We start from the raw sequence: 25797 nt of genomic DNA, 5'->3' as shown, positions 1-25797 counted from the left end.
CAGCCGGTCGAGTCTCGGCGGGCACAGGGCCGGTCCGGCCGCCCGTCCCAACTGCCTCGTCGGCCCGGGCACCCCGCAGTAGGAGGCGAATTCTCATGCGACCGGAGATCACCGTGGGCCTCGACGGCTCCCCCGAAAGCCTGTCCGCCGCCCGCTGGGCGGCCCGCGAGGCCCAACTGCGCGGACTGCCCGTACGGCTGCTGCACCTGTGGCTGCTCAGCCCCGTCGCGGTGCCGCAAGTCCCGAGCGAGGGAGCAGGGACCGCTGTGGGACAGCGCATCCTCCGGGACGCGGAGAGCGAGCTGCGCGAGCACTGCCCGGACGTTTCCTTCACCACCGAACTGCTGCCCGCCGCCACTCCCGCCGCCCTGCTGTCCGCCGCGGGTGACGCGCCACTGCTGGTACTCGGCTCACAGGGCATCGGCACCGGCACGGGCTACCTGATCGGCTCGCTCGCCCTGTACACCGTCGCCCGCTCCGAGCACCCGGTCGTGCTCGTCCGCGCCCACGACCACCCCGACGGCACCCTGACCCCGGCCGCGCAGTCCGGGCCGGTCGCCGTCGCCGTGAGCCAGCGTTCCGGCTACGACCGCGTCCTGGAGGTCGCCTTCGACGCCGCCGACCGACGGCACACCTCACTGCTGGCCGTCCACGCCACCAGCCGCCGCCCGTCCCTGACCACCTGGCAGGGCTCGCCCGACGAGACCGTCCAGCAGGCCGACCGCCACGAACTGAGCGCGACGCTGCGCCCCTGGCGGGAGAAGTTCCCGGCCGTGGACGTGGTGGAGCGGCTCAGCCACGACAGCCCCGCCCGGGCCGTCGTCGACGCAGCCACCGGAGCCCGCCTGCTCGTGGTCGGCCGCGGCGGGTACCGAACCACCCTGGCACCCCGGATCGGTCCTGTCACCCAGGCTGCCATCCACCACGCGCCCTGCCCGCTCGCAGTCATCCCCCATGACTGAGCCGGCGGCGCCCGTGCCGGAGAAGGAACGAAGACCATGCACCGCACCGTCCAGGACGTGATGACCCGGGAGGTGGTCGTCGCGCACCGTGACACCGCTTTCAAGGAGATCGCCGACCTGCTCGACCGGAACGACATCAGCGCCGTCCCGGTCGTCGACGCCGCCGACCGTCCGGTCGGCATCGTCTCCGAGGCCGACCTCATCCGCGCGCAGGCCCGCAGACCGGGCGCCCCCGGCCGCCCCGAGGCGCGTCGGCTCCCTCCCCACGGCAGGTCCCGCGCCGAGGCCGAGAACGCCGACACCCTGATGAGCAGCCCGGCCGTCACGGCACGGCCCCAATGGACCCTGGTGGAGGCCGCCCGGCTGATGGACCGCCGCAGCGTCAAGCACCTGCCGGTGACCGACCGCGACGGCCGCCTGGTCGGGATCCTCAGCCGCCGCGACCTGCTGCGGCCGTTCCTGCGCCCGGACGACATGCTGCGGAAGGAGATCGTCGAGGACATCCTCGACCACACGCTCTGGCTCCCGCCGGACGCCGTCGACGTCACCGTCGACAACGGCGTCGTCACCCTGACCGGCACGGTCGAACGCAAGAGCCTCGTCCCCATCATCGAGCGCCTGTGCCGCGGCGTCGACGGAGTCGTGGCCGTCCACCAGACGCTCCACCACACGTCCGACGACAGCCACATCGACCTCGGCGACGCCGTGACACGCGGCATGCCCGGACCGCACTCCGCGGCCACCCACCCGAAGTGACCGCGCGCGGTACCCCTGCCCCGGACCGCCACGCCGGTCGGGCAGGCACGGCGATGCTGACATCCTCCGCCCGCAGGCCGCGCGGACAGGGCCTACGCCTGACGCTGCTGGGCGTGGGCGCCAGTTCGCCGAGGCCGGCGGCTGGGGCCGATCCGCTTCCGCGGCGGCGTCTGGTGTTCGCCCACATAGGCCGCCCCACCCTGCGTGCGATCGACGGCGGCCACCAGCCACCGTGGGGCGAATGGGGGAGCGAGGGCCGCACCTACACACCCGCCCACGTGCGCATCCCGCCGGAAGACGGACGAGCATAGCCGCGGCGCACACGTCCGTCGGCCACGCACCGACTCGGCGCTCATGGGATGGGACGGTTCGGTGCTCCGGGCTCAGGGCACCCCGGTTCGGCGCTCCTCCCGGCGCGGCGGAAGGCCGGGCAGCCGAAGGTGCGGCCTGGCGGACGGCGTAGAGGCCTCGGCCGTAACCGTCCAGCGGTCCGGCTGTCGGTCGGCGAACGCGGCGACCAGGTCACAGGCCGTCACCAAGCCCACCAGCCGCCCCCGCTCGTCGGCCACGACCAGTGCGTCGACGCCGGCCAGGCTGAGGACGACTGCCGCCCGGTTCACCGTGTCGTCAGGGTGGACTTGAGAGGGGCGGCGGCCCTGAGACAGCTCCCGTACGGTCGAGCGCGTCAGCGCGGTGGCCGGTGTGGCGCAGGCGACCGCGAGGTCGGCCCGGTCCAGCAGCCCCGTGCAGCGGCCGTCTGCGCGCACGACCGGTAGGTGCCGGTACCCGGAGCGTTCCAGCACTTCCCAGGCCACCAGCACGCTCTCGTCCTCGGTGACGGCATACAGCACGGTGCACATCACCTCGGCCACCGGCCGTTCGGCCGGCGGCCTCTCCGTGCGGGTCGGCGGTTCCATGGACAACCTCCATCCCTTGTGGCGGTATACGGCGAACCCGCCCCGCGTGTCGGGGGCCGGCAGCACCCGGTACGTCTCGACACTCCCCTGGAAGCGCTCCTGCCGGGCTCGACGCTGCGGTACGGATGCGGTGCGCAAGATCCAGACGGCCCGATTCAGCGTCTTCTGGTCGTCACCATGTATCCAAGGTTCACTCGCCAGCCGGCCTCATGGGTAAGGGACCGCCGGTCCCATTGGTGCAGGGCGCGGGTCCCGTCCGTGTCTTCGGCCCCTGTCCGTTCAGGGCCGGTCTCCGGTGCGAAGTGGGCCTCCTGGACCATGACCGGCGCGGTTCCGGCGTCAAGGATGGAAGACAGCTCAGCCGATGCCTCAGGAACGGTGGGAGGCGGACGCCATGTCCACGCACCCGAACCGGCACAACCCGGTACGGCGGACCTCGGACCGCATCCAGTGGTGGCTCGCCCGCATCCTGCTCGCCGTCGTGGTCGTCGGCCTTCCGGCCGCCGCCAGTGCCGGCCTGCTGACCTACCGGGCCCAGATGCACACCGGGCAGGTCCAGTCCTCAGCCCGGCACCCCGTCACCGCTCACCTGACCACCGACGCGCCCGTCCCTTCGAACAACGACTACAGCAAGGTCCCTGCAACCGCCGCCTGGACGGCGTCCGATGGCACGACCCGCGCCACCACCGTTTACGTGTGGCCCGGAGAGTCCGGCGGAACCCCCGTCCCGCTGTGGGTCGACCACCAGGACGCGGTCACCTCCGCGCCCATCACCCGCAGCCAGGCCGCCGCAGCCGCCTGGACAACCGCCGCCATGACCGCCGGAACCGTCTCACTCCTGTGCCTGGCCGCCTGGAAGGGCTCGGTCCGAGCGCTGGACCACCACCGCTACGCCCAGTGGGACACGGAGTGGAGCCAGGTCGAACCCCGCTGGTCCAAGCGGCTCCCCAACTGAGCGAGTCGGGTGGCCGACGATCCCGAACCCTTGCCGTCCCGGCCGGGACGGGTATCCCATCAGCGGGGGTGGGGAGAACACCCGGAAAAGCGAAGAGAAGGAGGACTCCGTCCGCTTCTCGCGGAACACGATCGCATGGTGCACGGCCGACAACACCGCTGGTCGCCGGGCACCAGGCCGCCCCTTCCGCCCCGCTTGCCCATCGTGTTCAGACGTCGAGCGTCACCTGGCAGGTCCAGCCCTCGGGGCCGCCGGTCAGGTGGAGGCCGTTCAGCGAGACGGCCTTGGGCACCGCCCCGATCTGTTCGGCGGTGTCGGCGTCCGTCATCGTGAAGCGGACCGACACGGCCCGGCCGTCCCCCGTGTCACGGATCGTGTCCACCTCCGTGTCGAGGGGGATCTCGCCGTCGACGTCCATCCGGTAGATGACCTCCTCCAGGACGGACACCAGCAGATCCTCGTCGCTGTCCGCCGTGACCGCGCACACGCGCTCCCCGGCCGACTGTGCCCCGGAGATGTCGGCGAGGCCCTCGACCACCGCGTGCACCGCCTCGCGGATGCAACCCTCCACCGTCGGTGCCCACGCCTCCACCCGTGTGTCCGCCGTGTGCGCCACGGCCCGATGACCGCTCCGTGAACCCCGCCGCCCGGTCACAACCGACAGCTCCCTCATTCCGATCCGCGGCCTCATACCGCCTCGCCCTTCCAGGCTCATCCCGAGCAGCACCGCGGGCAATCCGTGCGGGCGCCGTCGGTGGAGACGGCACGATCGTGGCTGCGGCCCGGCGGCCGGTGCAGCACCCCGCAGTCACGGCCCTGAGGTCGACAGTCGACATACGGCCACACGACTGCGCACAGCACAGCGGCTCCGAGCCACTGGAGCCGCGCTGGACCGTGGCCCGCCGACGGTTCGGCCCGGGCACGTTCCCGAGCGCGGCAGGGCCGGGTGGCCCCATCCGGTGGAGGCGACCGGACCTTGGACCGGGGCGGGTGGGCTGGGCACGGTGGTGTTGTGGGAAAGGCAACGAGGTCCATCGTGGCCGATGAGGACCGGAGGGTGCGCCGCATCGTGGCGGGGGTGACGGTTCGGCGGTCTCCCGGCAGGCGCTGCGATGGGCCGTCGACCAGGCCCGGCTCACGTACACCCGGCGCGCCGGCGCAGGGGATCGGCGGCCTGACCCGCCACACCTGACGCCCGTACGACCACGGCCACGAACAAAGGAACTCCGATGGCAACCGAACCAGTGGCCAGCCAGACACCCGAAGTCGAGATCGAAGCCCAGAGCGACCTCCCGCCCGGCGCGGCGGACCTCGCCCGCACCAAGGTCCTCACCCTCCTCGACGGGGTCCGCGAGCCCGTCCTGTCCGTCCGCGTCCGGCTCACCCGGATGCACAACCCCGCCACCGAGAGACCGTTCATCGCCCAGGCCAATCTGGACGTCAACGGCCGCGCCGCCCGGGCGCACGTGGCCGCCGAGTCCATGTCCGAGGCGATCGACCTGCTGCGCGACCGCCTCGCCCTGCAACTGGCCAGGCTGCGCCGGCATTGGGAGTCCAGGCGCGGCGGCGTGCCGAAGGCCGGTGAGCACGAGTGGCGACACGGTGACGAACCCGCCCACCGGCCCGACTACTTCCCACGCCCGCCCGAGGAGCGCGACATCATCCGGCACAAGTCCTTCTCGCTGGCCCGCGAGAGCGTCGACGAGGCCGCCTTCGAGATGGACACCATGGACTACGGCTTCCACCTGTTCACCGAGATCAACACCGGCGAGGACAGCGTCCTCTACCGCACCGCGTCCACCGGCTACCGGCTCGCCCAGGTCCAGCCCCACCCCGGGCAACTCGGTACCACAGCCGTGCCGTTGACCGTCAGCCCCGTCGCCGCGCCCCGGATGACCTCCGACGAGGCGAAGCGGCGCATGGACACCCTCGGCCAGCCCTTCGTCTTCTACACCGACGAGCTCACCGGACGGGGCAACGTCCTCTACCACCGCTACGACGGCCACTACGGCCTGATCACACCCTCCGAATAGCCCGACCGCCACCCACGAGGAGCCCACGATGAAACCCGACACACCCGCCAGCCAGCCGGACGTAGCCCTCCACCCGACCGGCCGGGACGTCGAGAGCGCCGTCGAACGCGTCGAGCTGCTGGAAGCCCAGGTCCAGGCCCTCGGCCAGGCGATCCGCGCCCTCGTCCAGGGCATGGAGGAGATCCCCGACCAGGAGCCCGACCCCGAGCGCCCCGCCCGCGCGGCCCGCCTCGCCCACGAACTCCTGCTCTCCCAAGGACTCTAGGCGCCACTCAGGTACCAACCATGAAACTGACCTTCCTCGCCCCGCTGTACGCGCGGCCGGGCCCCTACGCCTGCGCCTACGTCGACACCTCGCGCGACCTCGACGACCCCGACCGCGCCATCGAGCTGTGCCGTCACCACTTGGAGGCCCAACTGGTCGCCCAGGGAGCCGACATGGCCACCACCGGGGCGGTCGCCCAGGTCGTCGGCACCGACTGCGACCTCCCGGGCCGGCACGGCCAGGCGGTCTTCGCCGCCCACGGGCGCCTCGCCCTCGCTGAGGAACTGCCCGAGCCTCCCGCACGCGACACCGCCCGGCTCACCATGGTCCCCGACGCGATGCCGCTCGCCTTTCAACACGCCCCGGACATCCCGTACGTGGCCACGGCCGTCCACCGGGTCTCCCAGCCGCCGGGTGCCCGCGTGGCGGAGGCCGAGGTCGAGGTCACCGTCCAGCCCGGGCGCTGGCCCACCGCCCGCGTGGCGCCCGAACACCGCACCCGACGACAGGTCCCGGCAGCCGAGTGGCGGCAGACCGCCGTCGAGGTCGCCGGCCGGATCGCCGACCTGGCCGATCGCAGCGAGGCCGAGGCGATCGTGCTGTCCGGCGATCACCGCGCCCGCAACACCATCGCGCGCGAACTGCCCAAGCGCCTGCGACCGCGACTCGTCGGTATCGACAGCAGCGGGGGTCTGAACGCCGAACCCGAGCGCGCGCTGCTGGAGGAGGAACTCCGCTATCTCTTCCGCGGCCAGCTGTCCGCCCGCGACCACGCCTGCGTGGAGCGGTTCCTGGCCCGCCGTGCCCGCGGCAGCGGCACTGCCGAGGGGCTCGCGGACACGATCGCCGCGCTGCGTCAGGGCCAGGCCGAGGCCGTCCTGATCAACGACCCGTTCGACCTGCACCAGCGGCTGTGGGTCGGCATGGCGCCGAAGCAGATCGCCATCAGCCACGCGGAGTTGAGGAACCTGGGGGTCGAGTCCAGCTGGGAGGAACCGGCCGATGCGGCGCTGATCCGCGCAGTCGTCGGCACCGGTGCGGAACTCGTCGTCGTTCCCCATGACGAACTCCCTCTGCCCGACGGTCTGGGAGCCGTTCTGCGGTATCCCGACGCCGCCGGGTGACCTCGACGCAAGGGCCGGACGAGCGCGACCCAGCCTGGGCGCGAACGGCCCGGGACGGCGGTCCGCAGATTCGGGCGGCGGGTGCGCAGGGCTCCCGGCCTCGGCGGACGGACCGCCGACCCGCTGGGGAACGGGTCTCGGCAGGCGGGGTCATCAGCCGCCAAGCCGGGTGATCCGCACCGCGGGGCAGAGGGACTCGGCCACCTCCCGATCGAACGGTTCGGTGCCGGGGGTGAGCATCGATGCGGCAGCTGCGGCCACCCCGAGCGCGCAGGCGTCGACCGGATCGTCGCCTTCGGCCAACCGGGTGACGATTGCGGCGATCATGCCGTCCCCGGCCCCGGCGTCGCTGAGGGGCTCTCCGGGCAGTGGCGGCGCATGCAGCTCCATGTGCCCCTGACCGGTCGAGCACAGCGCTCCGAGTTCCCCGAGGGTGGTGATGGCGACCTCGGCTGCTCCGGCGGCGAGCAGCTGCTCGTTGACGGCTCGGGCGTCGTCGAAGCCCCGCACGGCCCGGCCGACGAGGTAGGCGGCTTCGCTGCGGTTGCATCTGCGCAGGTATACGGCCTCGTGCAGTGACTCGCGCAGGGCCGGTCCTGAGGTGTCCAGTAGCAGTCTGGAGCCGGCTCCCCTGATCCGGCGGGCGACGGCCGTGTAGAAGTCGTCAGGAAGGCCGTCGGGCAGACTGCCGCTGGCCACGACGTACCGGTGGGCGCCCGCTGCCCGCTCCAGCAGGTCCAGACAGCGCCGTGCCTCCTCGTCGTCGAGTCGCGGGCCGCGCGGCACGATGTGGTAACTGCGGCGTGACTCGGTCTCGAACAGCACGAACGCTTCGCGGGTTTCACCCGCGATCCCGAGGGCGAGGTGGTCGATGCCCTCCTCGTCCAGCAGCCGGTTCAGGCGCTGGCCGATCTCCTGGCCGGCGGTGTGGACGGCGGTCGCCCGCCCCCCGAACCGCGCCACGCCGCGGGCGACGTTTATCCCTCCGCCGCCAGCGGCCACGTACCTGACCCGGGCGCGGGTCTTGCCGATGTCCACCAGGTGGTCGACGTCGCAGCAGATGTCGACCGTAGGGTTCAGCGTGAGGGTGAGGACCGGGGGTGTGGTCCCCGGCGGCGAACTGCTCCCGTGGCTCCCCGCCGCGGGCTGATCCGGTACTTCGGCGACGCTCATCGCAGTGGCCCCGCGGTCGTTGTCACCACAGGCCCCGCCTGGCGTCCCGACTGCTCGGCGCCGGCCCACCCGCCGTCGTACTCGGCCGTGACTTTCAGCAGGCCGTCGGTGACGTTGATGGTGGTCAGCGTGAGGTCGACGATGGATGCCCGGAGGTTCGCCGCGATGCCGATACGCGTCGGCGGGCTGCCGACCGGGCGCGGGAACGAGGACCACCGGCGCAGGCGTCCGTGCAGCAGATCGCCAGCCATCTCCAACCTCCTCACTCAGGCCGGACATGCCTTCCATACTGGTGCGCGAGCCGGGATCGCGCGATCTGGCGTGCGCTCCCGTTGTCGGCAAGGCGTGCTCTGGCCCGTGAACCGGGGTGATTGGCAGCGCGCAGCATCGGGCGGCTCGGTTCCGTCGCTGCTTGGGCGGTGTTCAGTGGGCTCTACCTTCTGAGCCGGAGCTGGTGGACCCTGTTGGCCGGTGCGGCGACGTCGAGTGTCCGTGCTTGCGTCGGCTGTCGGCTGTCGGCTGCCGGCAGACGGAGCGGGCCGGACCGCCGAGCTCGGTTGCCGAGCTCGGGGCCCGGTGATCTACTCGAAGAAGTAGGTTCACCCGTATGGAGCACTCGCCAGGTGCCCGGGAAAGCACGGCGTACGACGCGGCCTGTCGACCATGGGGCCTGGTTCTACCAGCCCACGGTGTGGTGAGACGCCGTGCTGCTCAACTCAACCAGAGGAGAGGAGCGCGGTCATGGCGACCACGGCCACGAGCAGCAGCCCCGCACAGCAACTGCGTCACGACTGGCGCCACGAATACGCCTACACCCTCGGAGAACAGGCCTTCGTCTACGGCTTTCCGTACATTTACAACGCCCGGCTCCGCCACGACTGGGTGACCACCCGGAAGCCCGAAACGGACTTGACCCCGCATTCCGCGGTCAACCACTTCTGGCACGCCCGCAAGCTCTTCGACGACTCCGACCGAGAAGGCCGGGCCCCCAACAACGACACTCTCTACTCGGCTGCCTGGGTCGACCTGAGCGAGGGCCCCGTCATCCTCTCCCACCCGGAGATGGGCGACCGCTACTTCACTTTCGAACTGGTGGCCATCACCTCGGACAACTACGACTACGTCGGCAGGCGCGCGACGGGAACCCGGGCGGGTGACTTCGCCCTCATCGGCCCGGGCTGGCAGGGGAAGCTGCCCGAGGGAGTGCGCCGCACCGCGACGGCCGCCAGCCCCTGGATCATCGTCCTCGGCCGTACCCTCATCGAAGGTGAGCACGACTTGCCCGCGGTCCACGCGCTGCAGGACCAGTACCGACTGACTCCACTCCAGCTGTTCGGCAAGGAGAACGCCACACTGCCGGAGCGCCGCGACGTGCTGGAACCCGTCGATCCGGCGCAGGATCCGCTCGGGGCGTGGAAGACGCTGAACGCGATGCTCGCCGAGAACCCTCCTCCGGAGCACCACGAACTCCTGCTGAGACAGTTCGCGCAGCTCGGTGTCGGGCCCGGCCTGGACGTCGAGTCCCAGCCCGAATCGGTCAAGGAGGGCCTGGTCGCGGCCGCTGCCTCCGGCCTGCCCATGCTCGAACAGCAACTGCTCAGCGGTGACTGGGCCAAGACGATCAACGGCTGGCGTTACCCGCCCCCGCAGATGGGCCACTTCGGGGACGACTTCCTCAAGCGTGCCGCCGAGCAGGCCCTCTTCGGTGTCGCCGCCAACGATCTCGACGAAGCGATCTACCTGGTCGCCTTCCACGACGCCGCAGGCGAGAGACTGTCCACCGGCCGCTACGAGATCCGTTTCGAACCGGGCCGCCTGCCCCCGGTCGACGCGTTCTGGTCCCTCACCGCCTACGACGAGAACCGGAACCTGATCAACAACCCGATCGACCGCTACTCGATCGGCGACCGCACCCCCGGGCTGGCCACCGACCTCGCTGGCGGCCTGACCATCTCCATGCGTCCCGACTCGCCCGGCCCCGGCCGGGAGGCCAACTGGCTGCCGATACCGCCGCAGGACACCTGGTTCGTCGTCCTGCGCATGTACCTGCCGCGTGCCGAGGTCATCGACGCGCACTGGTCCTGTCCGCCGATCACGCGCCTCCCCTGAGGGCGCCCGGACCGGAGATCCGCCGGGCCGAGCACATCGGTGAAGGTCCGGGCGACCTGCCAGCCGCAGCTCGACGGTACCGGACTTCACAGCACGCCGGGGCGAGCACCGCCCCAAGGAACTCCGAGGAACGCCTCTTCTGAGCATCCAGGAGGAACCCGATGTCCGGTCCACCACTGCCACCACCGCGCGGCCCGATCTCCGAGATGGTGTGCGCCCGGCTGTCCGGCGGTTCGCCCGGGATCGGCACGGCCCCGGACGTCCGCGCCGCACAGAAGTCCGATCCGTGGGACGAGGACTTCCAGCTCGCCCTCTACCTCTGCTACGAACTGCACTACCAGGGCTTCGCGGGGGTGGACACGGAGTGGGAATGGGATCACGGACTGCTGCGGCTGCGCCGGGAACTCGAGCGTTCCTTCCTGGCTGGCCTGCGGGAGCGGACACATCCTGTGGGTCCGCTGAACGAGCTGCTGAACCAGTTGCTGGTGGAGTCGCCCGACGGCAGCGGCCCCTCGCACTTCCTCCTCGCCGAGGGGGAGCGCTGGCAGGCCCGCGAATACCTCGCCCACCGCTCGCTGTATCACCTGAAGGAGGCAGACCCGCAGCTGTGGGTGGTGCCCAGGCTGCGCGGTGAAGCCAAGGCGGCCTTCATGAGCATCCAGTACGACGAATACGGGGCTGGCCGGGCCGATCGGGCACACGCCCGGCTGTTCGCGGAGATGATGGCCGACTTCGGGCTGGACTCCGGCTACGGGCAGTACCTGGACGCCGTCGCCGGTCCGGCCCTGGCCGCAACGAACCTGGTGTCGTTCTTCGGCCTTCACCGTGCGTTGCGAGGAGCTCTGGTCGGCCAGTTCACGAGCGTGGAAGTCACGTCGTCGCCGGGGTCGGCGCGGCTGGTAACGGCGTTCGAACGCATGGGCGCCGGGCCGGCGGGAACTCGCTTCTACCGCGAGCACGTCGAAGCCGACGCCGTCCACGAGCAGCTCGTGCGGCACGGTGTCATCCGCCCGCTGCTGCAGGACGAACCGGAGCTGGAGCCGGACATCGCCTTCGGCCTGGCGTCCGGGTGTCTGGTGGAGGCCGACCTCGGCGACCATCTGCTGCAGAACTGGCGGCAGAACCGCAGCTCACTGCGGGGCGGGCCGCTCGACGGACGAGCCCGGCGTCCGGCGGAGGCGGTGGCTGGTGTCGCAGAACGGGTACCGCCGGCTGCGTCGGCAGGTGCACAGCGCCACGACGGGGCGCTCGGAGCGGACCGTCGAGCCGTCAGGCAGGACGACCTCCACCGGCCCCTCGACCAGCACAGGCCCTGACCCGGTCAGCCGCACCAGCCGCGGCTCGCGTTCACCCGAGGCGGACACCGCGCACCACCGCCAGCTCCTCATCGCGCCAGCCGGGCGGTATCAGCCCGCGTTGCTCGAACCATTCGGCCCGGGCGGACATCACCGGCCCGAACGCCTGCCGACGGCGGGCGACGACCGAAGCGGTCAGACCGGACTCCCGGAGCACGGCCGTGGTCCGGTCGATGTCCGCCAGCGACGACTGGACCAGCAGGAGTACGCCCCCGGGCCTCAGCAGGCGCGGGGCCTGGACACAGATCCGGTCCAGCAGCAGTCGACCGTCCCAGCCGGCGTCCCAGGACCGGGCGATGCCGCGTGGCGGCGCGTCCCGGCTCGGTGCGGGGACGTAGGGCGGATTGCTGACCACCAGGTCGAACCACCGTCCCGCCACGGGGGTGCCGAGGTCCCCGTGGCGCGGCCGGATCCGGCAGCGGTTCAGCCGCGCGTTCGCCCAGGCGGTGGCCAGAGCCAGCCATGACACGTCAACAGCGGTCACCCGGGCCCCGGCCTGGGCGGCCGAGACGGCGACTGCCCCACTGCCGGTGCCCAACTCCAGGAGCGCAGTCCCGGGGACGATCCGCTCGCAGGCCAGGCAGTCGATCAGCAGAGCGGTGTCACCCTGCACCGGATACACCCCCGGCGGCCGCAACAGACGCATACAGGACACCTGCCCCGAAAGGATCCGTTCACACCGTCGCCACCGGTCCTACGCCCGGGGCGCCTTGCGCCGGGGCATGACCACATGGGCCGCGACCGCCACCACGAGCGGCAGCAGGCTGACGGTCAGCATGGTCAACCGCAGCCCGTCGGCGACGTCCGGCCCAACGCTCAGCGCGGCCGTCTGCCGGAGCAGATTCGAGTCGTACCCGGCGCTCCCCGGGCTGAGCGTCATTCCGCTGCGCACGGCGTCCACGGCCTGTGCGGCCTGGGTCACCGACAACCCACGCGACTCGGCGTCCGCCAGCAACCGCCGGTGGAAGAAGACGTCGAAGAGCAGCAGATAGACGGTGGGCCCGAACGCGTAGCCGGTCATCCCGAACGCCGACTGCACCGAGGCCACCGTCCCGGAATGCCCGGGTGGCGCGTGGGACAGGACCGTCTCGGACACCGACGTGGCGGTGACCAGCGACCCCAGACCACACAACCAGGTGATCGGCACGAGCAGCCAGAGCGCCATCGCGGGGCTGACGGTGCCCGCCATCAGCAGCCCGCTCGCCGCCATCAGCAAAAGGCCGGCGACCATCACCGGCCGCGGGGTGTACTTCCCGACCAGGCGGCCGGCCAGCACCACGGCGCTGGCGATCAGCAGTGTGCCGGGCAGATACAGCAGGCCGATGGCCTGGGGGGACAGCGACAGCACCATGCTGCCGAACTGGCCCAGGACGACACCGTACCCGGCAGCGAGGAAGTTCAACGTGAGGGTCGCGGCCAGGGCCACGGCGAACGCGGGGCTGCGGAACAACGCCAGATCGACGGCGGGCTCGGCGGCGCGGCATTCATGGAGTACGAAGAGCGCGGCGGCGGCCACGCTGATCACCAGCGGCAGCCAGGTCTCGGGCCGGGAGACGCCGTTCTGCGCCGCGGCCAGGCCGATGACGAGGGCCAGCAGGGCCACTCCGACCAGGGCGACTCCGACCACGTCGAGCCGCCGGCGCTGCTGGACACGGGACTCCGGAACATACCGGGCCGTCAGCCAGAGCGAAACCAGGCACAGCAGCGGGGCGACCAGGAACAGGCACCGCCAACCGACGGCCGCCACCGCCCAGCCCGTGAACGCGGGGGTCACCCCGCACATGATCGTCTCGACCGCCACGAAGACGCCGATCGCCGCCGGCCGCTTCTCCGCGGGCAACGACACCTTCAGCAGGGCCAGCGGCACTCCCAGCAGCGCGGTCATCCCCAGACCGTCCAGGAAGCGCATGGCCAGCAGGAAGCCGTAGCAGGGAGAGAACGCGGAGAGCAGGTTGACGACCGTGACGACGACCAGCCCCAGCCTCAGCAGCCGCTTCAGCCCGTAGACGTCCCCGAGGCCGCCCACGGCGAGGACGGCAGCGGCCATCACCAGCGTCGCCGCTCCACCCAGCAGCCCGACGAGCTGCGGCGGCACCTGGAGCGCCCGGCTCACCTGCGGCAGGTTCAGGTTGAGCACCAGCGGGTCGACGGCCGTGACCGCGTAGGCGGCGGCGAGCCCGAGGATGATCGGCAGGCTCGTCGCACCGGTCCGTGAGCGAGCCGCCGACACCTCAACCTCCCCTGCTCCCCACATCACCTGCCGGTCGACGTTAGCCTGGCCACTGCGTCCCGTCGGGTCTTTCAAGGGCCGACACGCGCGGAGGCCGAGCGTTCGCGTAGCTCGGGGCGCCGCACGACAGCCGGTCGCTGATGTCGGGGGCGGTCGCGGCAGGGCACCCGCCGGTGGCGCCGCCGAGCTCCGACCGGGGTGCGCACAGGCCTCAACCCGGTGTGAGCGTCACCACCAAAACGTCGCGATACGCGGGACGACCTCGGTCCACGGGGCGTACCGGCGACACGCTGTGCAGGGTCCGGCGGTCGTCTCCGAGCAGCAGGGCTCCCGGCTCGCTGAGCGTGGCCGCCAGCAGCAGCCCTCCGTCCGGATCGAACACGGAGCTCTCACCGCCGACGGCGTTCTGCCGGCCGATCAGGAGGGAGGAGGCCAAGGTGACACCGTCGCGGTGCAGGCCCTCCGGTGTGGGCAGTCCGTCCACCTCCGCGGAAGCGACGACCCGGAAGGGGTGCACCTTCGCGTTCCACACCGCCGGGTCGTCCAGTGCCGTCGCCACCTGTCCCAACAGCCGCAGCACCGCTCGGAACAGCGGGTCGGCCACGAAGGAGCCGGTCAGGGGCTCGAAAGTGCGCTCCACGCCGACGTAGAGCGGATTGCTGTCCTCCGGCTGTACGAAAGCGGCCTGAGGCAGCAGCCTGATCCGCTCCACCGCCGGCGTGAGCAAGAACTGCCCGTAACGGCGCAAACGGCGCGCGCCCAGAGCCGAGGAGTAGTTGTCCAAGCTCAGTTGGTCCCAGTGGGTACGGAAGCGTTCCCAGTCCCCCTCCCGCACACCGAGGCACGATGTCATGACGGCGGCGGGCATGAGGTGGGCACCGCCGGAGACCAGGGCTGCTCGGGCGGCCTCCACGGGATGGTCCGAATTCGGTTCTTTCGTGTGCGGCGAAACTTTCCGCGTCATCGGGGACTCCTCGATGGGGCATGCCGGGCTCATCGTCGCTGTGCATGGCGGGGGCGGTCAGGGCCGAGTAGGCGGCGAGGACTTCCAGCAAGTCCCGCTCGGTGACGGCGCGCGCTGGATACGGGGCGCCAGCCGCGTGAGACGGTCGGCGAAGACCAGCGCAATTTCGGCGTCCGCTGCGGAATGGCCGATCCCCATCAGACGCGATGGGCTGTACCGCGGTTCTTCACCGGTTTCACGCGGCCTTCGGCGTCCACCGCGAGCGCGGCGATGTTGTGCCCTGGTAGGTGCCGCCCCGGTAGATGTTGGGAGACCTCGCCAGCAGCTGGTTCGCCCGCCACTGCCCGTAGTCACCGACCTCACCGTACTTGTTGCCGTTCCAGCGGTCGAGGACGATCCCCATGAGGAGCAGCGAGTAAATCCGGTGGCGCTCCTGCATGGGCGCGTCGACCGGTGGTTCGTCAAGCCGCACGAAGGCGCTTCGCATGCTCTTGTCCCAGAACGGCTTCAGGCCGGGGAACTCGGCGGCCATCGGCTCCCGCCACGGGGAGGCCCGCTCCAGCTGACTTCCGGGCCGGTATCGCACAGGCGGAGTCATTGCAACTCACCTCCATCGAGCGATGGATCGGGACTGCTGATCCGCTCTCTCCATGCTGCGCTGCCAGGGCCTGCTGGTCGACCGGGCACGACGCGCGAATCCCCAACACGCGGCGATTCGAACACGACCGCGCGCCACACATGAGCGGCGTTGGCAAGATGATGAGACCCTCTTGGGCGGCGAACCCAGCCCCCGTACCAACCCGGCCGGGGAACGTGTGCGTTGGTGCGGGTGCTCGATCACCCTCGCGATGACGGGTGCGGAGGGTCCGGCTTGTTCGCCGCAGAGGCGGTAGAGAAGGCGAGTTGGGTGCGCCGTGCGCGTCCGTTCATGCTCGCGTCCTCGTGCGCCCGGTGAGGGTGGTGGTGAGCGCGAGGGCGGCGAAGGCGAGCAGGACGACGGCTGCGGCGCGGGGGCCGGTGTCGGTGCCGCCGATGTGGAGGGCGAGGGTGACCGCGGCGACGCCGATGGCCGTGCCAAGACCGCGGGTCATGTTGACCATGCCGCCGGCGGTGCCGGCCGAGGTGGCCGGGACGGCCTTCATGACGAGGGCGTTGTTGGCCGGGATGAACACCCCGAGGGCCAGGCCGAGCAGCGCCAGGGGCCATGGCAGCAGCGCGGGCTGCGCCGGGAGGGCCGCGAGCAGGACGAGGGCGGCGACGCAGCCGGCCGAGCCGTAGCGGCTGCGCCGCTGGTTGGTCCAGGCGGCGGGTAGGAAGCGGTCGGCGGTGGTCGCGGCGAGGGCGAAGCCGAGGGGGAGTGCGGTCAGCACCAGGCCTGTGGTCAGGGGTGGGGTGTCGTGGTGATCGAGCTCGATGGGGACGAGTACCAGGGGGCCGAACAGGACGAGGTAGCCGCACAGTCCGGCCGCCAGGCCGGGGCCGATGGGGCCGCCGCGCAGCAGGGCGAAGTCGACCAGGGGGTGGGGGTGGTCGCGCTGGCGGTGGGTGAAGGCCCAGCCGGTGAGGATTGCTGTGGCGGTGAGGGCTGGGGCGGTCCACGCGGCCAGGTGGAGGCCGGAGGCGATCGAGAGGGCGAGCAGGGCGCAGGTCGTGGTGGCGGCGAGGAGCAGGACGGCGGTGGTGTCGAGGCGGGAGGTGGTGGCGCGCTGGCGGGTGCGGGGCAGGAGGTAGTGGCCGGCGGCGAGGGCGATGAGGCCGATCGGGACGTTGACTCCGAAGACCCAGCGCCAGCCGGCGGTGGTGACGAGGGCTCCGCCGATGGTGGGGCCGAGGGCGAGTCCGAGGGCCTGTCCGGCGGCCTGGATGCCGAGGGCGGTGCGCATCTTGCCGGGTGGTGCGCTGGTGGTGACGAGGGCGACGCTGTTGGCCTGCATGAGGGCGGCGCCGAGGGCCTGCAGGACGCGGAAGGCGATGAGCGCGGTCAGGGTGGGGGCGAGGCCGCAGGCGGCGGAGGCGGCGGTGAAGGCGGCGAAGCCGTAGAGGTACATGAGTTTGCGGCCGTGGACGTCGGACAGACGCCCGGCGGGCACGAGCAGGGCCACGAGGGTCAGCAGGTAGGCGAGGGAGACCCATTGGACGCCGGCGAGGTTGGCGTGGAATTCGGCGTCGAGGGGGCGGTAGGTGAGGGTGACGATGCTCGCGTCGAGTTGCCCCATGAAGGCGCCGAAGCAGACGGTGGCGACCGCGAGGCGCCAGGCGCCGGGGTGGTCGCGTATCACGCCGGGCCGGGGCCGCTCGGTGGTGAGCAGGGCCCGTAGGCGCGGCGTTGGCTGCGCCTGGGTGCTGCGGTCGCGGACCGTCATGGCGGACACCTCGGTCGGCTTGGCCGGCGAACGGTGGGGCCGCCGCCCGTGGGGTTGTGCTTCCAGCGGCGGCCCCGAACCCAGGGTATATCTGTCATGGATATGATCGATAGGGGATGTGATCGATGTCCGACAGGTCGATTTCCGGCGAGGGCGTCGGCGTAGGCGGGCAGGCGGATGCCGTGGCGGCGGCAGCCGATCCAGGCGCCGACGGCGCCGAGGGCGACCGCGCCCCAGATGTCGAGGCCGCCGTCCCGGATGTAGAGTGCGCGGACCGGTTGCCGGCCCGGTTCGAAGTGCAGCTCGGGGTCGGTGATCACGTGGTAGAGCCGGCCGCCGACGATGCCGAACGGCACGGCCCACAGGGCGATGTCAGCGACGTGTTCCGGGTTGCCGCCGAGGGCGGACCAGCGGCGGCGGGTCAGCCAGACCGCGGCGGCGACGCCGGTGATGATGCACAGCGCGTAGGCGCGGATCGGTATCGGGCCCAGGTGCCACACGCCCTGGGAAGGGCTGGGCAGGTACGCCAGATGCATGAGGCCGGTCCCCTCGCGGCCGGGCGCGGCGCAGGTCCTGCCGCGCGAGGGGCACCACAGTGCATCGGTCACAGATTAGCTCGGTAACCGCAGTATCCAAAGGGATCTGCCGTACAAGCGAACGCGGGTCGGCGATTTGCACCGCCGGCCCGCGCCGAGGTCCGTGGGTCAGATCGACCCAGCCGCTTCCTTCAGCTCGGCGTACGGGGCGAGCTTGCGGATCGACTCGATGCTCTTCAGGCAGTCGTCCTTGCTCTCCTGGGGGTCGCCGGTCACCACGATCGATCCGTTGCTCGCCTTGAGGCGGAACCGGTGCATCCCGCTCTCATCTGTGAACAGCTCAAACTTCCCAGCCATGCCAGTGGATACCTCTCCTCGGAGTGACCCCCCTCGATGGAAACGTAGGGTCAAACCTTGTGGAGCGCAGGCCAGATGATTCAGTCGGGTGGCGACCATTCGAGTCACGGAGTGAGGTTGCGCCCCGTTGTGGTCGGGGCTGCGGCAGCCGGCATGCAGCTCGACGATCCGTTCCCGCCCTCGGGGCATTTCCCATCCGCACCGTATGCGCCGTCCTGCCGCCCCGCCCCTGGCCGAGCCGTTCGGGTCAGGAAGCGTCGCCCGCCGAACTCGCGTTCTGGCGGCGTCCGGCGAGCCAGACGTAGACGAGGATGCCGACGAAGAGGAAGAGGACGCCCTGGTAGACGGCGGCGTACCCGGCGCCGGCGAGCAGCCAGAGCGAGAAGGCGAAGGAGCCGAGGCCGAGGACGGCGTCGCGCACCAGGTTGGCGCCGTTGACCTTGTCGGTGGCGCCGCGGACCAACCAGTAGAGCTGGGCGGCGGTGGAGAGCAGGTACGGGACGACCGCGGTGAAGGTGGTGACCAGCACCAGCATGTCGAACGCGCCCTTGGCGCCGCTGGCGAAGTTGGCGACGGTCAGCACCGAGGCCAGGGCCACGCTGACGATCACGCCGAAGGTCGGCACGCCGCGCTTCTCCTTGCCGAAGGCGGCCGGGAACAGGCCGTCCTTGGCGGCCGCGTACGGCGCCTGCGCGGCCAGCAGCGTCCAGCCGTTGAGCGCGCCGGTCATCGAGATCAGCGCCGCGACGGCAATCGCCGTGCCGCCCCAGGAGCCGCCGAACATGCCGTTCACGGCGTCCGAGAACGGCGCGCTGGAGTGCACCAGCTGCTCGTGCGCGACGGTGCCGAACACCGCGAGGGTGCCCAGCAGGTAGACCACGGCCGCGCCGGTGGTGCCGAGCACGCTGGCCCGGCCGACGTTGCGCTCCGGGTCGCGGACCTGACCGGCGCTCATCGCGGCCGACTCCACGCCCAGGTAGCTGAACAGCAGGATCGCCGCGGCGGCCGTCATGCCGCCCGTCCAGCCCTGCCCGCTCGCGTCGAAGGGCCCGAGGTTCTTCGGGTCGAAGAAGAACAGCCCACCCACCGCGACCAGCGCCAGCGGGATGAACTTCAGGACGGTGGAGACGAGTTGGACCGCGCCGACGTACTTCGTGCCGGCCAGGTTGGCCAGCGCGGGCAGCCACTGGAAGGCCAGTGCGGCGGCGATGCTCAGCACGGTGGAGTGGCTGATCGGCACCAGCACGTCCAGGTAGCCGACGGCGGCCACGGCGAGCGCGGCGTTGCTGACCCAGGTGGTGATCCAGTACGACCAGGCCGACAGGAAGCCGGCGAAGTCCCCGAAGGCCTCACGGGCGTAGACGTACGGCCCGCCGGTGCGCGGGTTGCGGCGGGCCAGCTGCCCGAAGACCAGCGCCAGCGCGATCGCGCCCACGGTGAGGACGACGAAGGCGAGCAGGCTGACCGTCCCGAACGGCGCCACGGCGGCCGGGATCATGAAGATGCCGCCGCCGATGATGTTGCCCATCACCAGGGCCGTGGCGGTCGGCAGCCCGAAGCGGCCGTCCTTCGAGGGTCTCGCATCGACCTGGTCCGGGGTTTCCGGGTCGCTCGGTCGGGTCGCCTGCCGGGGTGCGGCGGGGCTGGTCTGCATGAGGGTGGTGCGCCTTTCGTGGTCCTGCACGCGCTCGGTGGAGCGACCGTTCATGCTCGGATGAAACGATACCTTGCACCAAATCGATGGGATTTGTTCTTGCAGCCTGCCGTCGCACCGCAAGACTTGCGGTCGAACGCCGGTCCGACCGGCACTCGTCCGGTGCCCTTCGCGAGACCGTTCGACCGGTATGCGGTGGTTCGGCCGCGCGGGGGAGATGTGTCACCTGGATGCCTCAGCCCGGTTGCGGCGCACGCCCGTGGCGGCGTGTTCGCGTGCCAGCCTTGGCGCGGCGCCTCCCCGGTGGGGCGCGGCCCGGTCCGCCGGGCGGTCGAACTGGCCGTTCGGGGGCTCGGGTTGAGGACCAGAGACGAACCAAAAGGACATCAGATGTCGCTTCGTGGGAATATCCGCAAGCTCGCCGTGATCGTTGCTGTGGCCGGTGCCGTCGTGGCGGCGCCGACCTCGGCGATGGCGTGGGGCCACGCACCGATGCAGTCGTCCGGGCTGAGCCTGGAGGCCGGCTCCGCGGGAGTCGGCCTGTTCGGCCCGCACGCCAAGTGGTTCAACCTCCACGAGCACAGCGAGAGCGACTGCGGCTGCTGAATCCGCTGAACTCCGAGCCCGGAGGCCGCTCGTCGGCCCCCGGGCTCACCGCTGCCCGGCAGCCAGCTGGACGCCTGGTTCTCCTCGGCGCCCATCAGCTTGCCGACCGGTGGGCCGAGCGCGACCAGCAGCACCGGCCACAGGGCGGCCATCACCCACTTGCCGCGGCGTCCGCATGGCCGCGCGGCCAGCTCGGGGACACGGCAGACCCGCAGGAGCGGAGGCCGTGACTCGTTCCAGCCTCCCCTGGCCCCGGCCGGCGGGCAGCTTCAGACCCGGGCCGCCGCCCGCTCGCGCAGATCCTTCAGCACCGCGATGTCCATCGCGTGGCCCGTGCCGTCCCCGCCGTGCTTGCGGTCCGGGGTCTCCACCAGCAGCGGTACCCCAGCCGTCTCCGGGTGCTCGAACAGCTCCCGGAACGGCTCCGCGCCGATCATTCCCGCGCCGATGTTGGCGTGCCGGTCCTTGCGGGCGCCGACCACGTCCTCCGAGTCGTTGGCGTGAATCAGCCGCAGCCGGCCCGGACCGGCGGCCGAGGCCAGCGCGTCGAGCGCGGCCGTCACCCCGCCGGGTACCGCCAGGTCGTGCCCGGCCGCGAAGGCGTGGCAGGTGTCCAGGCAGATGCCCACCTTGGGGTGCGCGTCCAGCGCCTCCACGTACTCGGCCAGCTGCTCCAGCCGCGAGCAGAGCGAGCTGCCCTGCCCGGCGGTGGGCTCCAGCAGCAGCCAGGGCGCGTCCTCGCCGAGCGCGTCCAGCTCGTCCAGCAGCGGCCGGACGTCCGCCCGGACCTGCGCCATCGCCTCGGCCCGGCGCGACCCGCCGCCGGGCGCCGTGCCGACCGCCGAGCCGGTGTGCAGGACGACGCCCAGCGCGCCGATCGCGTGGCCGCGGTGCAGCGAGTGCCGCAGCGAGTCCGCCGAGCGCTCACGGGTGATCGGATTGTCCGATCCGAAGTTGATCAGGTACGGCGCGTGCACCCAGGCCGGGATGCCCTGCTCGGCACAGGCGGTCCGGAACTCCTCGTCCTGCGCCGGATTGCCCGGGGGAGTGGCCCAGCCGCGCGGGTTGGCCACGAACACCTGCACCGTCTCCGCGCCGACCTTCCGCGCGTACGCCAGGCCCGTCCCGGCCAGGCCGCGGGCGGCGACCGGAACGTGGGCGCCGATCGGGTTGCGGACGGCGGCGACGGGCGGTACGGACGCGGTGCTCATGCCCCCGAGGATGTCACGGGACCGGACGGGGCCGGCGCGCGGCCCGTCCGCCCCGGCAGCGGGCGGTCCGACATCCCGGCGGCCATGCACGCCACGCCGGGGCGTCCCTCCGGCGGCCGACGCCCCGTCAGCCCCGTAGCCCAGCCCTGGTGGCGGGCCCACCCGGGCGCCCATACCGTCGATTCGGCCGTACCCACCGGCCGTCACCACCCACACACACCGCGTCAGACGCACCACGTCGGATCACCTCCCCGATCACCCTGACCGGCCCGATCACCCCGAACACCGCCACACCGAGCGCGCCGAAAGACAGGTCACCACTCATGCCCACGCGTCGGGTCCACCACCTCGCCGCGGCCACCGCCGCCGCCACCGCCCTGACCACCGCCCTCGCCACCCTGGCCGCCGCCCCCGCGGCCCACGCCGCCGACGGCACCCTGCACTTCGTCCAGCCGGGCGAATCGATTCAGCGGGCCGTCGACGCCGCGAAGCCCGGCGACACCGTCCAGCTGCTCCCCGGCACCTACCGCGGCAGCGTCCGCATCGCCACCCCCGGCCTCACCCTGCGCGGCGTCGGCACCCTCAGCGTGATCACCCCCGGGGACGGTACGGAGAACGCCTGCGCCACCGCCGGGCACGGCGTCTGCGTGGTCGGCACCGAGCAGGCCCCGCTGCCCGACGTCACGATCGAGTCCCTCGCCGTCACCGGTTTCCGCAAGAACGGCATCGACGCCAGCGGCACCACCCGCCTGACCGTTCGCGCCACCTACGTCCATGACAACGCCCAGCAGGGCATCAGCCAGGAGATCTCCACCAAGGCCGCCATCATCGGCAACCGCTCGACCGACAACGGCCAGTCCGGTGTCTTCCTCGCCAACTACGCCTACCGCGAGGGCGGCGCGCCCGACACCGGGGGCACCGTCGTCGAAGGTAACGAGCTCACCGGGAACCGGGTCGGCGTCACCGTCCGCCGACTGCGCGTGCTGACCGTCGAGGGCAACGAGATCAGCGGCAACTGCGCGGGCGTCTTCGTGGTCGGCGACGAGGGCGTGCCCCGCGCCGGGGACCTGGACGTCCGGCACAACCGGGTGGTCGCCAACAACAAGTTCTGCCCGGCCAACCCGCGCCTCGGTGCCGTCCAGGGCGCCGGCATCGTGCTCACCGGCACCGAGGACGCCCGGGTGACCGACAACGAGGTCCACGACAACATCGGCACCTCGGACTTCTCCGGCGGCATCGTCCTCTTCAAGAGCGTCGTCGGCATCCCCAACTCCCGGGCGACCATCACCGACAACCACCTGAGCGGCAACGGCCCGGCCGACCTCGCCGACCGCGACACCGGCACCGACAACTCCTACAGCCGCAACACCTGCTCGGTCTCCCAGCCGTCCGGCCGCTGCTGAGCCCCGCAGATCCGAAGCCCCCGCAGACCCGAGCCCCGCAGACCCCGAGCCCCCGCAGACCCGAGCCCACACACCCACAGGGACCGCCCATGACCACTGCACCCGCCAACACCTTCTCCCACGCTGAGATGCGCCTGCGCGAGCTCGTCTTCGGCGCCGCCTGCGCTGCCGCCGTCCGTGCGGCCGCCCGGCTCGGCGTCGCGGACGTGCTCGGCGCCAGCCCGGCCAGCGTCACCGAACTCGCGGACAAGCTCGACACCGAACCCCGCCAGCTGCGCCGCCTGCTGCGCGCGCTCACCTGCTACGGGATCTTCGCCGAGACCTCCGACGACCGTTTCGAGCACACCGAGATGTCCCGCCTGCTGCGCGAGGACACCCCCAACTCGCTGCGCTACATCTCCCTCTGGTGCACCGAGCCGTGGACCTGGGAAGCCTGGCCGAAGCTGGACGAGGCGGTCCGCTCCGGCCGCAACGTCTTCCCCGAGCTGTTCGGCAAGGAGTTCTTCGACTACCTGCACAGCGACGCGGGCGACTCGGCCAAGGTCTTCGACAAGGCGATGACCACCTCCAGCCGGCAGTCCGCCCAGGACTTCGCCGATTACCTGGACCTCACCGGCATCGACTCGGTCGCCGACATCGGCGGCGGCCAGGGCCACGTACTGGCTAGCCTGCTGGAGAAGCACCCGGCGCTGCACGGCACCCTGCTCGATCTGCCCAAGGTGGTGGCCGGCGCCGACCCCCGGCTGCAGGACGGCGGCACCTTCTCCACCCGCGCCCGTCTGGTGCCAGGCGACTGCCGGATGGAGATCCCGGTCCACGCCGACCTCTACATCATCAAGAACATCCTGGAGTGGGATGACGAGAGCACCCGCCGCACCCTCGCCAACGTGGTCGCCGCGGCCCGCCCCGGTGCCCGGGTCGTCGTGGTGGAGAACCTGGTCGACAACAGCCCGTCGATGCGTTTCACCACCGCGATGGACCTGATGCTGATGCTCAACGTCGGCGGCGCCAAGCACTCCGAGGAGAGCATGGTCGGCCTGATGGCAGAGGCCGGCCTGGACGTCACCGCCGTCCGCCCGGTCAACCCGTACCTGCACGCCTTCGAGGCCGTCGTCCGCGGCTGACCCGACACGCCGAACGGCCGCTGCTCCCCGTCCCGGGGTGGCAGCGGCCGTTGGCGTTGTCGGTCAGGCCTTGTGCGAGGACACCAGGTGGGCGAAGACCACCACGTTGTCCACGTAGTCCTTCCGTTTCTTGTCGTAGGCGCCGCCACAAGTGATCAGCCGCAGCTGGGCGTCCGGGGTCTTCCCGTACACCTTCTGGTCCGGGAAGGCGTTCTTGGCGAAGGTCTCCACCGAGTCGACCGTGAACACCGCGACCGTGCCGTCCGCCCGGCTCACCTCGACCTTGTTGCTCGGCCGCAGCATGCTCAGCAGCAGGAACACCGCCGGGCCCTTGGTGGTGTCGACGTGCCCGGCGACGACCGCGCTGCCGCGCTCGCCCGGGGTGACGCCGTCCCGGTACCAGCCGACCACGTTCTTATCGTCCGGCGGTGGGGCATTGAGCTGGCCGGCCGGGTTGAGGGTCAACTCGGTGAACGGTGCGTCCACCGCGATCTGCGGGATCCGCAGCCGGGTCGGCTTGGACGGCTTGAGCACCGGCACGCCCGGCACGGCCGCCCGAGAGGCCTTCGCGGTGGCGCCGGCGGATGCCGACGGCCCCGGGACGGCGGGTGCGACGGGTGCGACAGCCGCCGGGGGAGCGGCCTGGCCGGCGACCGAGTCGTCGCTCGGCCGGGTGCCCATCGAGTTGTAGAGCAGCAGCAGACCGACCGTTGCCGCGCCCATCCCCGCGCGCAGCAGCCGGGGCATTCCAGAGCCGGGACCGTCCGTCATTCCTGTCCTCCGCTAGAAGTCCTCCGCTGGAACCGCTGGAACCGCTGGAACCGCTGGAACCGGTTCCGCAACGGCTCGCCGCCCCCGTGCGCCCCACCCCGGTCGGGGAGAGGCGCCCAGAGGCGGCGGTGGCGGGCTCAGACGGCGGCCGCGCCGGAAGCGCGGCGGCCGCGGCGCAGCGCGACGGCGCCGGCCCCGAGGCCACCGAGCAGCAGCACCGCGCCGGAGGCCAGGCCGCCGCCGGACAGCGCCATACCGCCGCCGCCGGTGTGCACGCCGCCGTGCGGGGACTTGTGGTCCTCACCCCGGCCTTCGTTGCCTCGGCCTTCGTTGCCGTGGCCTTCGTTGCCTCGGCCTTCGTTGCCGTGGCCTTCGTTGCCTCGGCCTTCGTTGCCGTGGCCTTCGTTGCCGTGGCCTTCGTTGCCTCGGCCTTCGTTGCCGTGGCCTTCGTTGCCTCGGCCTTCGTTGCCTCGGCCTTCGTTGCCTCGGCCTTCGTTGCCGTGGCCTTCGTTGCCGTGGCCTTCGTTGCCTCGGCCGTCGGAGCCCTTCTCGGACTGCTTCTCCTGCCAGGTGAGGTTCTTGCCCTGGTCGGAGAAGCCGTCGGCGAAGGCCATGGGGGTGCCGACGGTCAGGACGGCGGTGACGGCCGCCCCGGCGAGCAGTGCGCGTGCAGTACGCATGAGGATGATCCTTCCGGCGCAAGGGTCCGCGACCGCCGGCATGGTGCCGGTCAAAGGGACTCGCGGACAGTGGTGCCTGATCTACCGTCAACCACCGTGAGGCCGCCTGCCACCGGAGCGTGGCGGAGCCGGTACGGACAGTGCGCCCTTCGGGTGGAGTCCCGGGAATGTTCACCCGCGTGCCATGGCGATCCGGGTGAATCGGTGTGGGTGCGCAGTGGTATGGACATGGGCCCGCCCCCGGCGCAC

Annotated in this window: 25 protein-coding genes and 2 pseudogenes; 11 read left to right on the top strand and 16 right to left on the bottom strand. The window is 71.6% G+C overall.

Features of this window, described 5'->3' with window-relative positions; translation table 11 throughout:
- Positions 1-95 precede the first annotated feature (95 nt).
- Complete coding sequence (locus tag ACWC9T_RS07910; protein ID WP_449820186.1) at positions 96-962, top strand: universal stress protein; 867 nt, start codon at positions 96-98, stop codon at positions 960-962.
- 36 nt (positions 963-998) lie between these two features.
- The gene (locus tag ACWC9T_RS07905) at positions 999-1718 is read left to right on the top strand and encodes a CBS domain-containing protein (protein ID WP_449820185.1); all 720 of its coding nucleotides are present in this window, start codon (positions 999-1001) and stop codon (positions 1716-1718) included.
- Positions 1719-2101: 383 nt separating this feature from the next.
- On the opposite strand, the gene ACWC9T_RS07900 is transcribed toward ACWC9T_RS07905, so the two are convergent.
- A complete protein-coding gene (locus ACWC9T_RS07900; protein ID WP_449820184.1) occupies positions 2102-2635 on the bottom strand; it encodes a CBS domain-containing protein in 534 nt (177 codons plus the stop codon).
- A 394-nt stretch (positions 2636-3029) separates the two neighbouring features.
- Between ACWC9T_RS07900 and ACWC9T_RS07895 the strand changes: the two genes are divergently transcribed.
- Positions 3030-3590, top strand: coding sequence for an Rv1733c family protein (locus ACWC9T_RS07895; protein ID WP_449820183.1), 561 nt, complete (start codon positions 3030-3032; stop codon positions 3588-3590).
- 208 nt (positions 3591-3798) lie between these two features.
- Here the strand turns inward: ACWC9T_RS07895 and ACWC9T_RS07890 are convergent, their stop codons facing one another.
- Positions 3799-4206 carry an archease gene (locus ACWC9T_RS07890; protein ID WP_449820182.1) on the bottom strand — a complete coding sequence of 136 codons (408 nt, stop codon included), beginning with the start codon at positions 4204-4206 and terminating at the stop codon, positions 3799-3801.
- A 613-nt stretch (positions 4207-4819) separates the two neighbouring features.
- Here ACWC9T_RS07890 and ACWC9T_RS07885 point away from each other — a divergent pair.
- The 3 genes from ACWC9T_RS07885 to ACWC9T_RS07875 are packed head-to-tail and all read left to right on the top strand — an operon-like array spanning position 4820 to position 7012.
- Positions 4820-5623, top strand: a complete 804-nt coding sequence (locus ACWC9T_RS07885) for a ribosome hibernation promotion factor (RefSeq protein WP_449820181.1) — start codon at positions 4820-4822, stop codon at positions 5621-5623.
- Between the two features lie 28 nt (positions 5624-5651).
- On the top strand, positions 5652-5888 hold the full coding sequence (locus ACWC9T_RS07880) for a hypothetical protein (protein WP_449820180.1): 237 nt from the start codon (positions 5652-5654) through the stop codon (positions 5886-5888).
- 20 nt (positions 5889-5908) lie between these two features.
- Complete coding sequence (locus ACWC9T_RS07875) at positions 5909-7012, top strand: baeRF2 domain-containing protein (RefSeq protein ID WP_449820179.1); 1104 nt, start codon at positions 5909-5911, stop codon at positions 7010-7012.
- A gap of 153 nt (positions 7013-7165) precedes the next feature.
- On the opposite strand, the gene ACWC9T_RS07870 is transcribed toward ACWC9T_RS07875, so the two are convergent.
- Both ACWC9T_RS07870 and ACWC9T_RS07865 read right to left on the bottom strand, forming a co-directional pair.
- Positions 7166-8185, bottom strand: coding sequence for a 1-phosphofructokinase family hexose kinase (locus tag ACWC9T_RS07870; RefSeq protein WP_449820178.1), 1020 nt, complete (start codon positions 8183-8185; stop codon positions 7166-7168).
- Positions 8182-8436: a hypothetical protein gene (locus tag ACWC9T_RS07865; protein WP_449820177.1), complete on the bottom strand. Its 255-nt coding sequence runs from the start codon at positions 8434-8436 to the stop codon at positions 8182-8184. The genes ACWC9T_RS07870 and ACWC9T_RS07865 overlap by 4 nt, the downstream gene beginning before the upstream one ends.
- 490 nt (positions 8437-8926) lie before the next feature.
- Here ACWC9T_RS07865 and ACWC9T_RS07860 point away from each other — a divergent pair, with 490 nt between their 5' ends.
- Entirely contained in the window at positions 8927-10294 is a 1368-nt protein-coding gene (locus ACWC9T_RS07860) for a DUF1254 domain-containing protein (protein ID WP_449820176.1), read from the top strand.
- Between the two features lie 161 nt (positions 10295-10455).
- Positions 10456-11355: pseudogene (locus tag ACWC9T_RS07855) on the top strand (iron-containing redox enzyme family protein); the annotation flags it as partial.
- A 69-nt stretch (positions 11356-11424) separates the two neighbouring features.
- Here the strand turns inward: ACWC9T_RS07855 and ACWC9T_RS07850 are convergent.
- From ACWC9T_RS07850 to ACWC9T_RS07810, 9 genes and pseudogenes are all read right to left on the bottom strand, one after another.
- Positions 11425-11682: a CDGSH iron-sulfur domain-containing protein gene (locus tag ACWC9T_RS07850; protein ID WP_449820175.1), complete on the bottom strand. Its 258-nt coding sequence runs from the start codon at positions 11680-11682 to the stop codon at positions 11425-11427.
- Complete coding sequence (locus ACWC9T_RS07845) at positions 11642-12295, bottom strand: HemK2/MTQ2 family protein methyltransferase (RefSeq protein WP_449820174.1); 654 nt, start codon at positions 12293-12295, stop codon at positions 11642-11644. The genes ACWC9T_RS07850 and ACWC9T_RS07845 overlap by 41 nt, the downstream gene beginning before the upstream one ends.
- A gap of 48 nt (positions 12296-12343) precedes the next feature.
- Entirely contained in the window at positions 12344-13879 is a 1536-nt protein-coding gene (locus ACWC9T_RS07840; RefSeq protein ID WP_449820173.1) for an MFS transporter, read from the bottom strand.
- Positions 13880-14090: 211 nt separating this feature from the next.
- Positions 14091-14747, bottom strand: a complete 657-nt coding sequence (locus tag ACWC9T_RS07835; RefSeq protein WP_449820172.1) for a 2OG-Fe dioxygenase family protein — start codon at positions 14745-14747, stop codon at positions 14091-14093.
- Positions 14748-15078: 331 nt separating this feature from the next.
- Positions 15079-15441: a hypothetical protein gene (locus ACWC9T_RS07830; RefSeq protein ID WP_449820171.1), complete on the bottom strand. Its 363-nt coding sequence runs from the start codon at positions 15439-15441 to the stop codon at positions 15079-15081.
- Positions 15442-15769: 328 nt separating this feature from the next.
- A complete protein-coding gene (locus tag ACWC9T_RS07825; RefSeq protein WP_449820170.1) occupies positions 15770-17206 on the bottom strand; it encodes an MFS transporter in 1437 nt (478 codons plus the stop codon).
- A gap of 146 nt (positions 17207-17352) precedes the next feature.
- Positions 17353-17742, bottom strand: a pseudogene (locus ACWC9T_RS07820) (prolipoprotein diacylglyceryl transferase family protein); the annotation flags it as partial.
- Between the two features lie 168 nt (positions 17743-17910).
- Complete coding sequence (locus ACWC9T_RS07815) at positions 17911-18099, bottom strand: YegP family protein (RefSeq protein ID WP_449820169.1); 189 nt, start codon at positions 18097-18099, stop codon at positions 17911-17913.
- A 247-nt stretch (positions 18100-18346) separates the two neighbouring features.
- Entirely contained in the window at positions 18347-19753 is a 1407-nt protein-coding gene (locus tag ACWC9T_RS07810; RefSeq protein ID WP_449820257.1) for an amino acid permease, read from the bottom strand.
- A 390-nt stretch (positions 19754-20143) separates the two neighbouring features.
- Here ACWC9T_RS07810 and ACWC9T_RS07805 point away from each other — a divergent pair, with 390 nt between their 5' ends.
- Positions 20144-20359, top strand: coding sequence for a hypothetical protein (locus ACWC9T_RS07805; RefSeq protein ID WP_449820168.1), 216 nt, complete (start codon positions 20144-20146; stop codon positions 20357-20359).
- A gap of 269 nt (positions 20360-20628) precedes the next feature.
- On the opposite strand, the gene ACWC9T_RS07800 is transcribed toward ACWC9T_RS07805, so the two are convergent.
- Positions 20629-21570: a deoxyribonuclease IV gene (locus ACWC9T_RS07800; protein WP_449820167.1), complete on the bottom strand. Its 942-nt coding sequence runs from the start codon at positions 21568-21570 to the stop codon at positions 20629-20631.
- Positions 21571-21893: 323 nt separating this feature from the next.
- On the opposite strand from ACWC9T_RS07800, the gene ACWC9T_RS07795 reads away from it, so the two are divergent.
- Positions 21894-22973, top strand: coding sequence for a right-handed parallel beta-helix repeat-containing protein (locus ACWC9T_RS07795; RefSeq protein WP_449820166.1), 1080 nt, complete (start codon positions 21894-21896; stop codon positions 22971-22973).
- Positions 22974-23062: 89 nt separating this feature from the next.
- A complete protein-coding gene (locus tag ACWC9T_RS07790) occupies positions 23063-24097 on the top strand; it encodes a methyltransferase (protein ID WP_449820165.1) in 1035 nt (344 codons plus the stop codon).
- Between the two features lie 63 nt (positions 24098-24160).
- Here ACWC9T_RS07790 and ACWC9T_RS07785 read toward each other — a convergent pair whose 3' ends face one another.
- Entirely contained in the window at positions 24161-24868 is a 708-nt protein-coding gene (locus tag ACWC9T_RS07785) for a class F sortase (protein WP_449820164.1), read from the bottom strand.
- 137 nt (positions 24869-25005) lie between these two features.
- Positions 25006-25602, bottom strand: a complete 597-nt coding sequence (locus tag ACWC9T_RS07780) for a hypothetical protein (RefSeq protein ID WP_449820163.1) — start codon at positions 25600-25602, stop codon at positions 25006-25008.
- Positions 25603-25797: the final 195 nt, after the last annotated feature.

It is taken from the genome of Kitasatospora sp. NPDC001159 (genome assembly GCF_053598235.1).
This window is presented reverse-complemented; position numbering and strand designations above follow the sequence as displayed.

Excerpts from the sequence above, each read along its gene's own strand:
- ACWC9T_RS07910 (WP_449820186.1), top strand. The coding sequence starts at position 96 with ATGCGACCGGAGATCACCGTGGGCCTCGACGGCTCCCCCGAAAGCCTG.
- ACWC9T_RS07905 (WP_449820185.1), top strand. The coding sequence starts at position 999 with ATGCACCGCACCGTCCAGGACGTGATGACCCGGGAGGTGGTCGTCGCG.
- ACWC9T_RS07900 (WP_449820184.1), bottom strand. The coding sequence starts at position 2,635 with ATGGAACCGCCGACCCGCACGGAGAGGCCGCCGGCCGAACGGCCGGTG.
- ACWC9T_RS07895 (WP_449820183.1), top strand. The coding sequence starts at position 3,030 with ATGTCCACGCACCCGAACCGGCACAACCCGGTACGGCGGACCTCGGAC.
- ACWC9T_RS07885 (WP_449820181.1), top strand. The coding sequence starts at position 4,820 with ATGGCAACCGAACCAGTGGCCAGCCAGACACCCGAAGTCGAGATCGAA.
- ACWC9T_RS07880 (WP_449820180.1), top strand. The coding sequence starts at position 5,652 with ATGAAACCCGACACACCCGCCAGCCAGCCGGACGTAGCCCTCCACCCG.
- ACWC9T_RS07875 (WP_449820179.1), top strand. The coding sequence starts at position 5,909 with ATGAAACTGACCTTCCTCGCCCCGCTGTACGCGCGGCCGGGCCCCTAC.
- ACWC9T_RS07870 (WP_449820178.1), bottom strand. The coding sequence starts at position 8,185 with ATGAGCGTCGCCGAAGTACCGGATCAGCCCGCGGCGGGGAGCCACGGG.
- ACWC9T_RS07865 (WP_449820177.1), bottom strand. The coding sequence starts at position 8,436 with ATGGCTGGCGATCTGCTGCACGGACGCCTGCGCCGGTGGTCCTCGTTC.
- ACWC9T_RS07860 (WP_449820176.1), top strand. The coding sequence starts at position 8,927 with ATGGCGACCACGGCCACGAGCAGCAGCCCCGCACAGCAACTGCGTCAC.
- ACWC9T_RS07850 (WP_449820175.1), bottom strand. The coding sequence starts at position 11,682 with ATGAGGAGCTGGCGGTGGTGCGCGGTGTCCGCCTCGGGTGAACGCGAG.
- ACWC9T_RS07845 (WP_449820174.1), bottom strand. The coding sequence starts at position 12,295 with ATGCGTCTGTTGCGGCCGCCGGGGGTGTATCCGGTGCAGGGTGACACC.
- ACWC9T_RS07835 (WP_449820172.1), bottom strand. The coding sequence starts at position 14,747 with ATGCCCGCCGCCGTCATGACATCGTGCCTCGGTGTGCGGGAGGGGGAC.
- ACWC9T_RS07830 (WP_449820171.1), bottom strand. The coding sequence starts at position 15,441 with ATGACTCCGCCTGTGCGATACCGGCCCGGAAGTCAGCTGGAGCGGGCC.
- ACWC9T_RS07825 (WP_449820170.1), bottom strand. The coding sequence starts at position 17,206 with ATGACGGTCCGCGACCGCAGCACCCAGGCGCAGCCAACGCCGCGCCTA.
- ACWC9T_RS07815 (WP_449820169.1), bottom strand. The coding sequence starts at position 18,099 with ATGGCTGGGAAGTTTGAGCTGTTCACAGATGAGAGCGGGATGCACCGG.
- ACWC9T_RS07810 (WP_449820257.1), bottom strand. The coding sequence starts at position 19,753 with ATGCAGACCAGCCCCGCCGCACCCCGGCAGGCGACCCGACCGAGCGAC.
- ACWC9T_RS07805 (WP_449820168.1), top strand. The coding sequence starts at position 20,144 with ATGTCGCTTCGTGGGAATATCCGCAAGCTCGCCGTGATCGTTGCTGTG.
- ACWC9T_RS07800 (WP_449820167.1), bottom strand. The coding sequence starts at position 21,570 with ATGAGCACCGCGTCCGTACCGCCCGTCGCCGCCGTCCGCAACCCGATC.
- ACWC9T_RS07795 (WP_449820166.1), top strand. The coding sequence starts at position 21,894 with ATGCCCACGCGTCGGGTCCACCACCTCGCCGCGGCCACCGCCGCCGCC.
- ACWC9T_RS07790 (WP_449820165.1), top strand. The coding sequence starts at position 23,063 with ATGACCACTGCACCCGCCAACACCTTCTCCCACGCTGAGATGCGCCTG.
- ACWC9T_RS07785 (WP_449820164.1), bottom strand. The coding sequence starts at position 24,868 with ATGACGGACGGTCCCGGCTCTGGAATGCCCCGGCTGCTGCGCGCGGGG.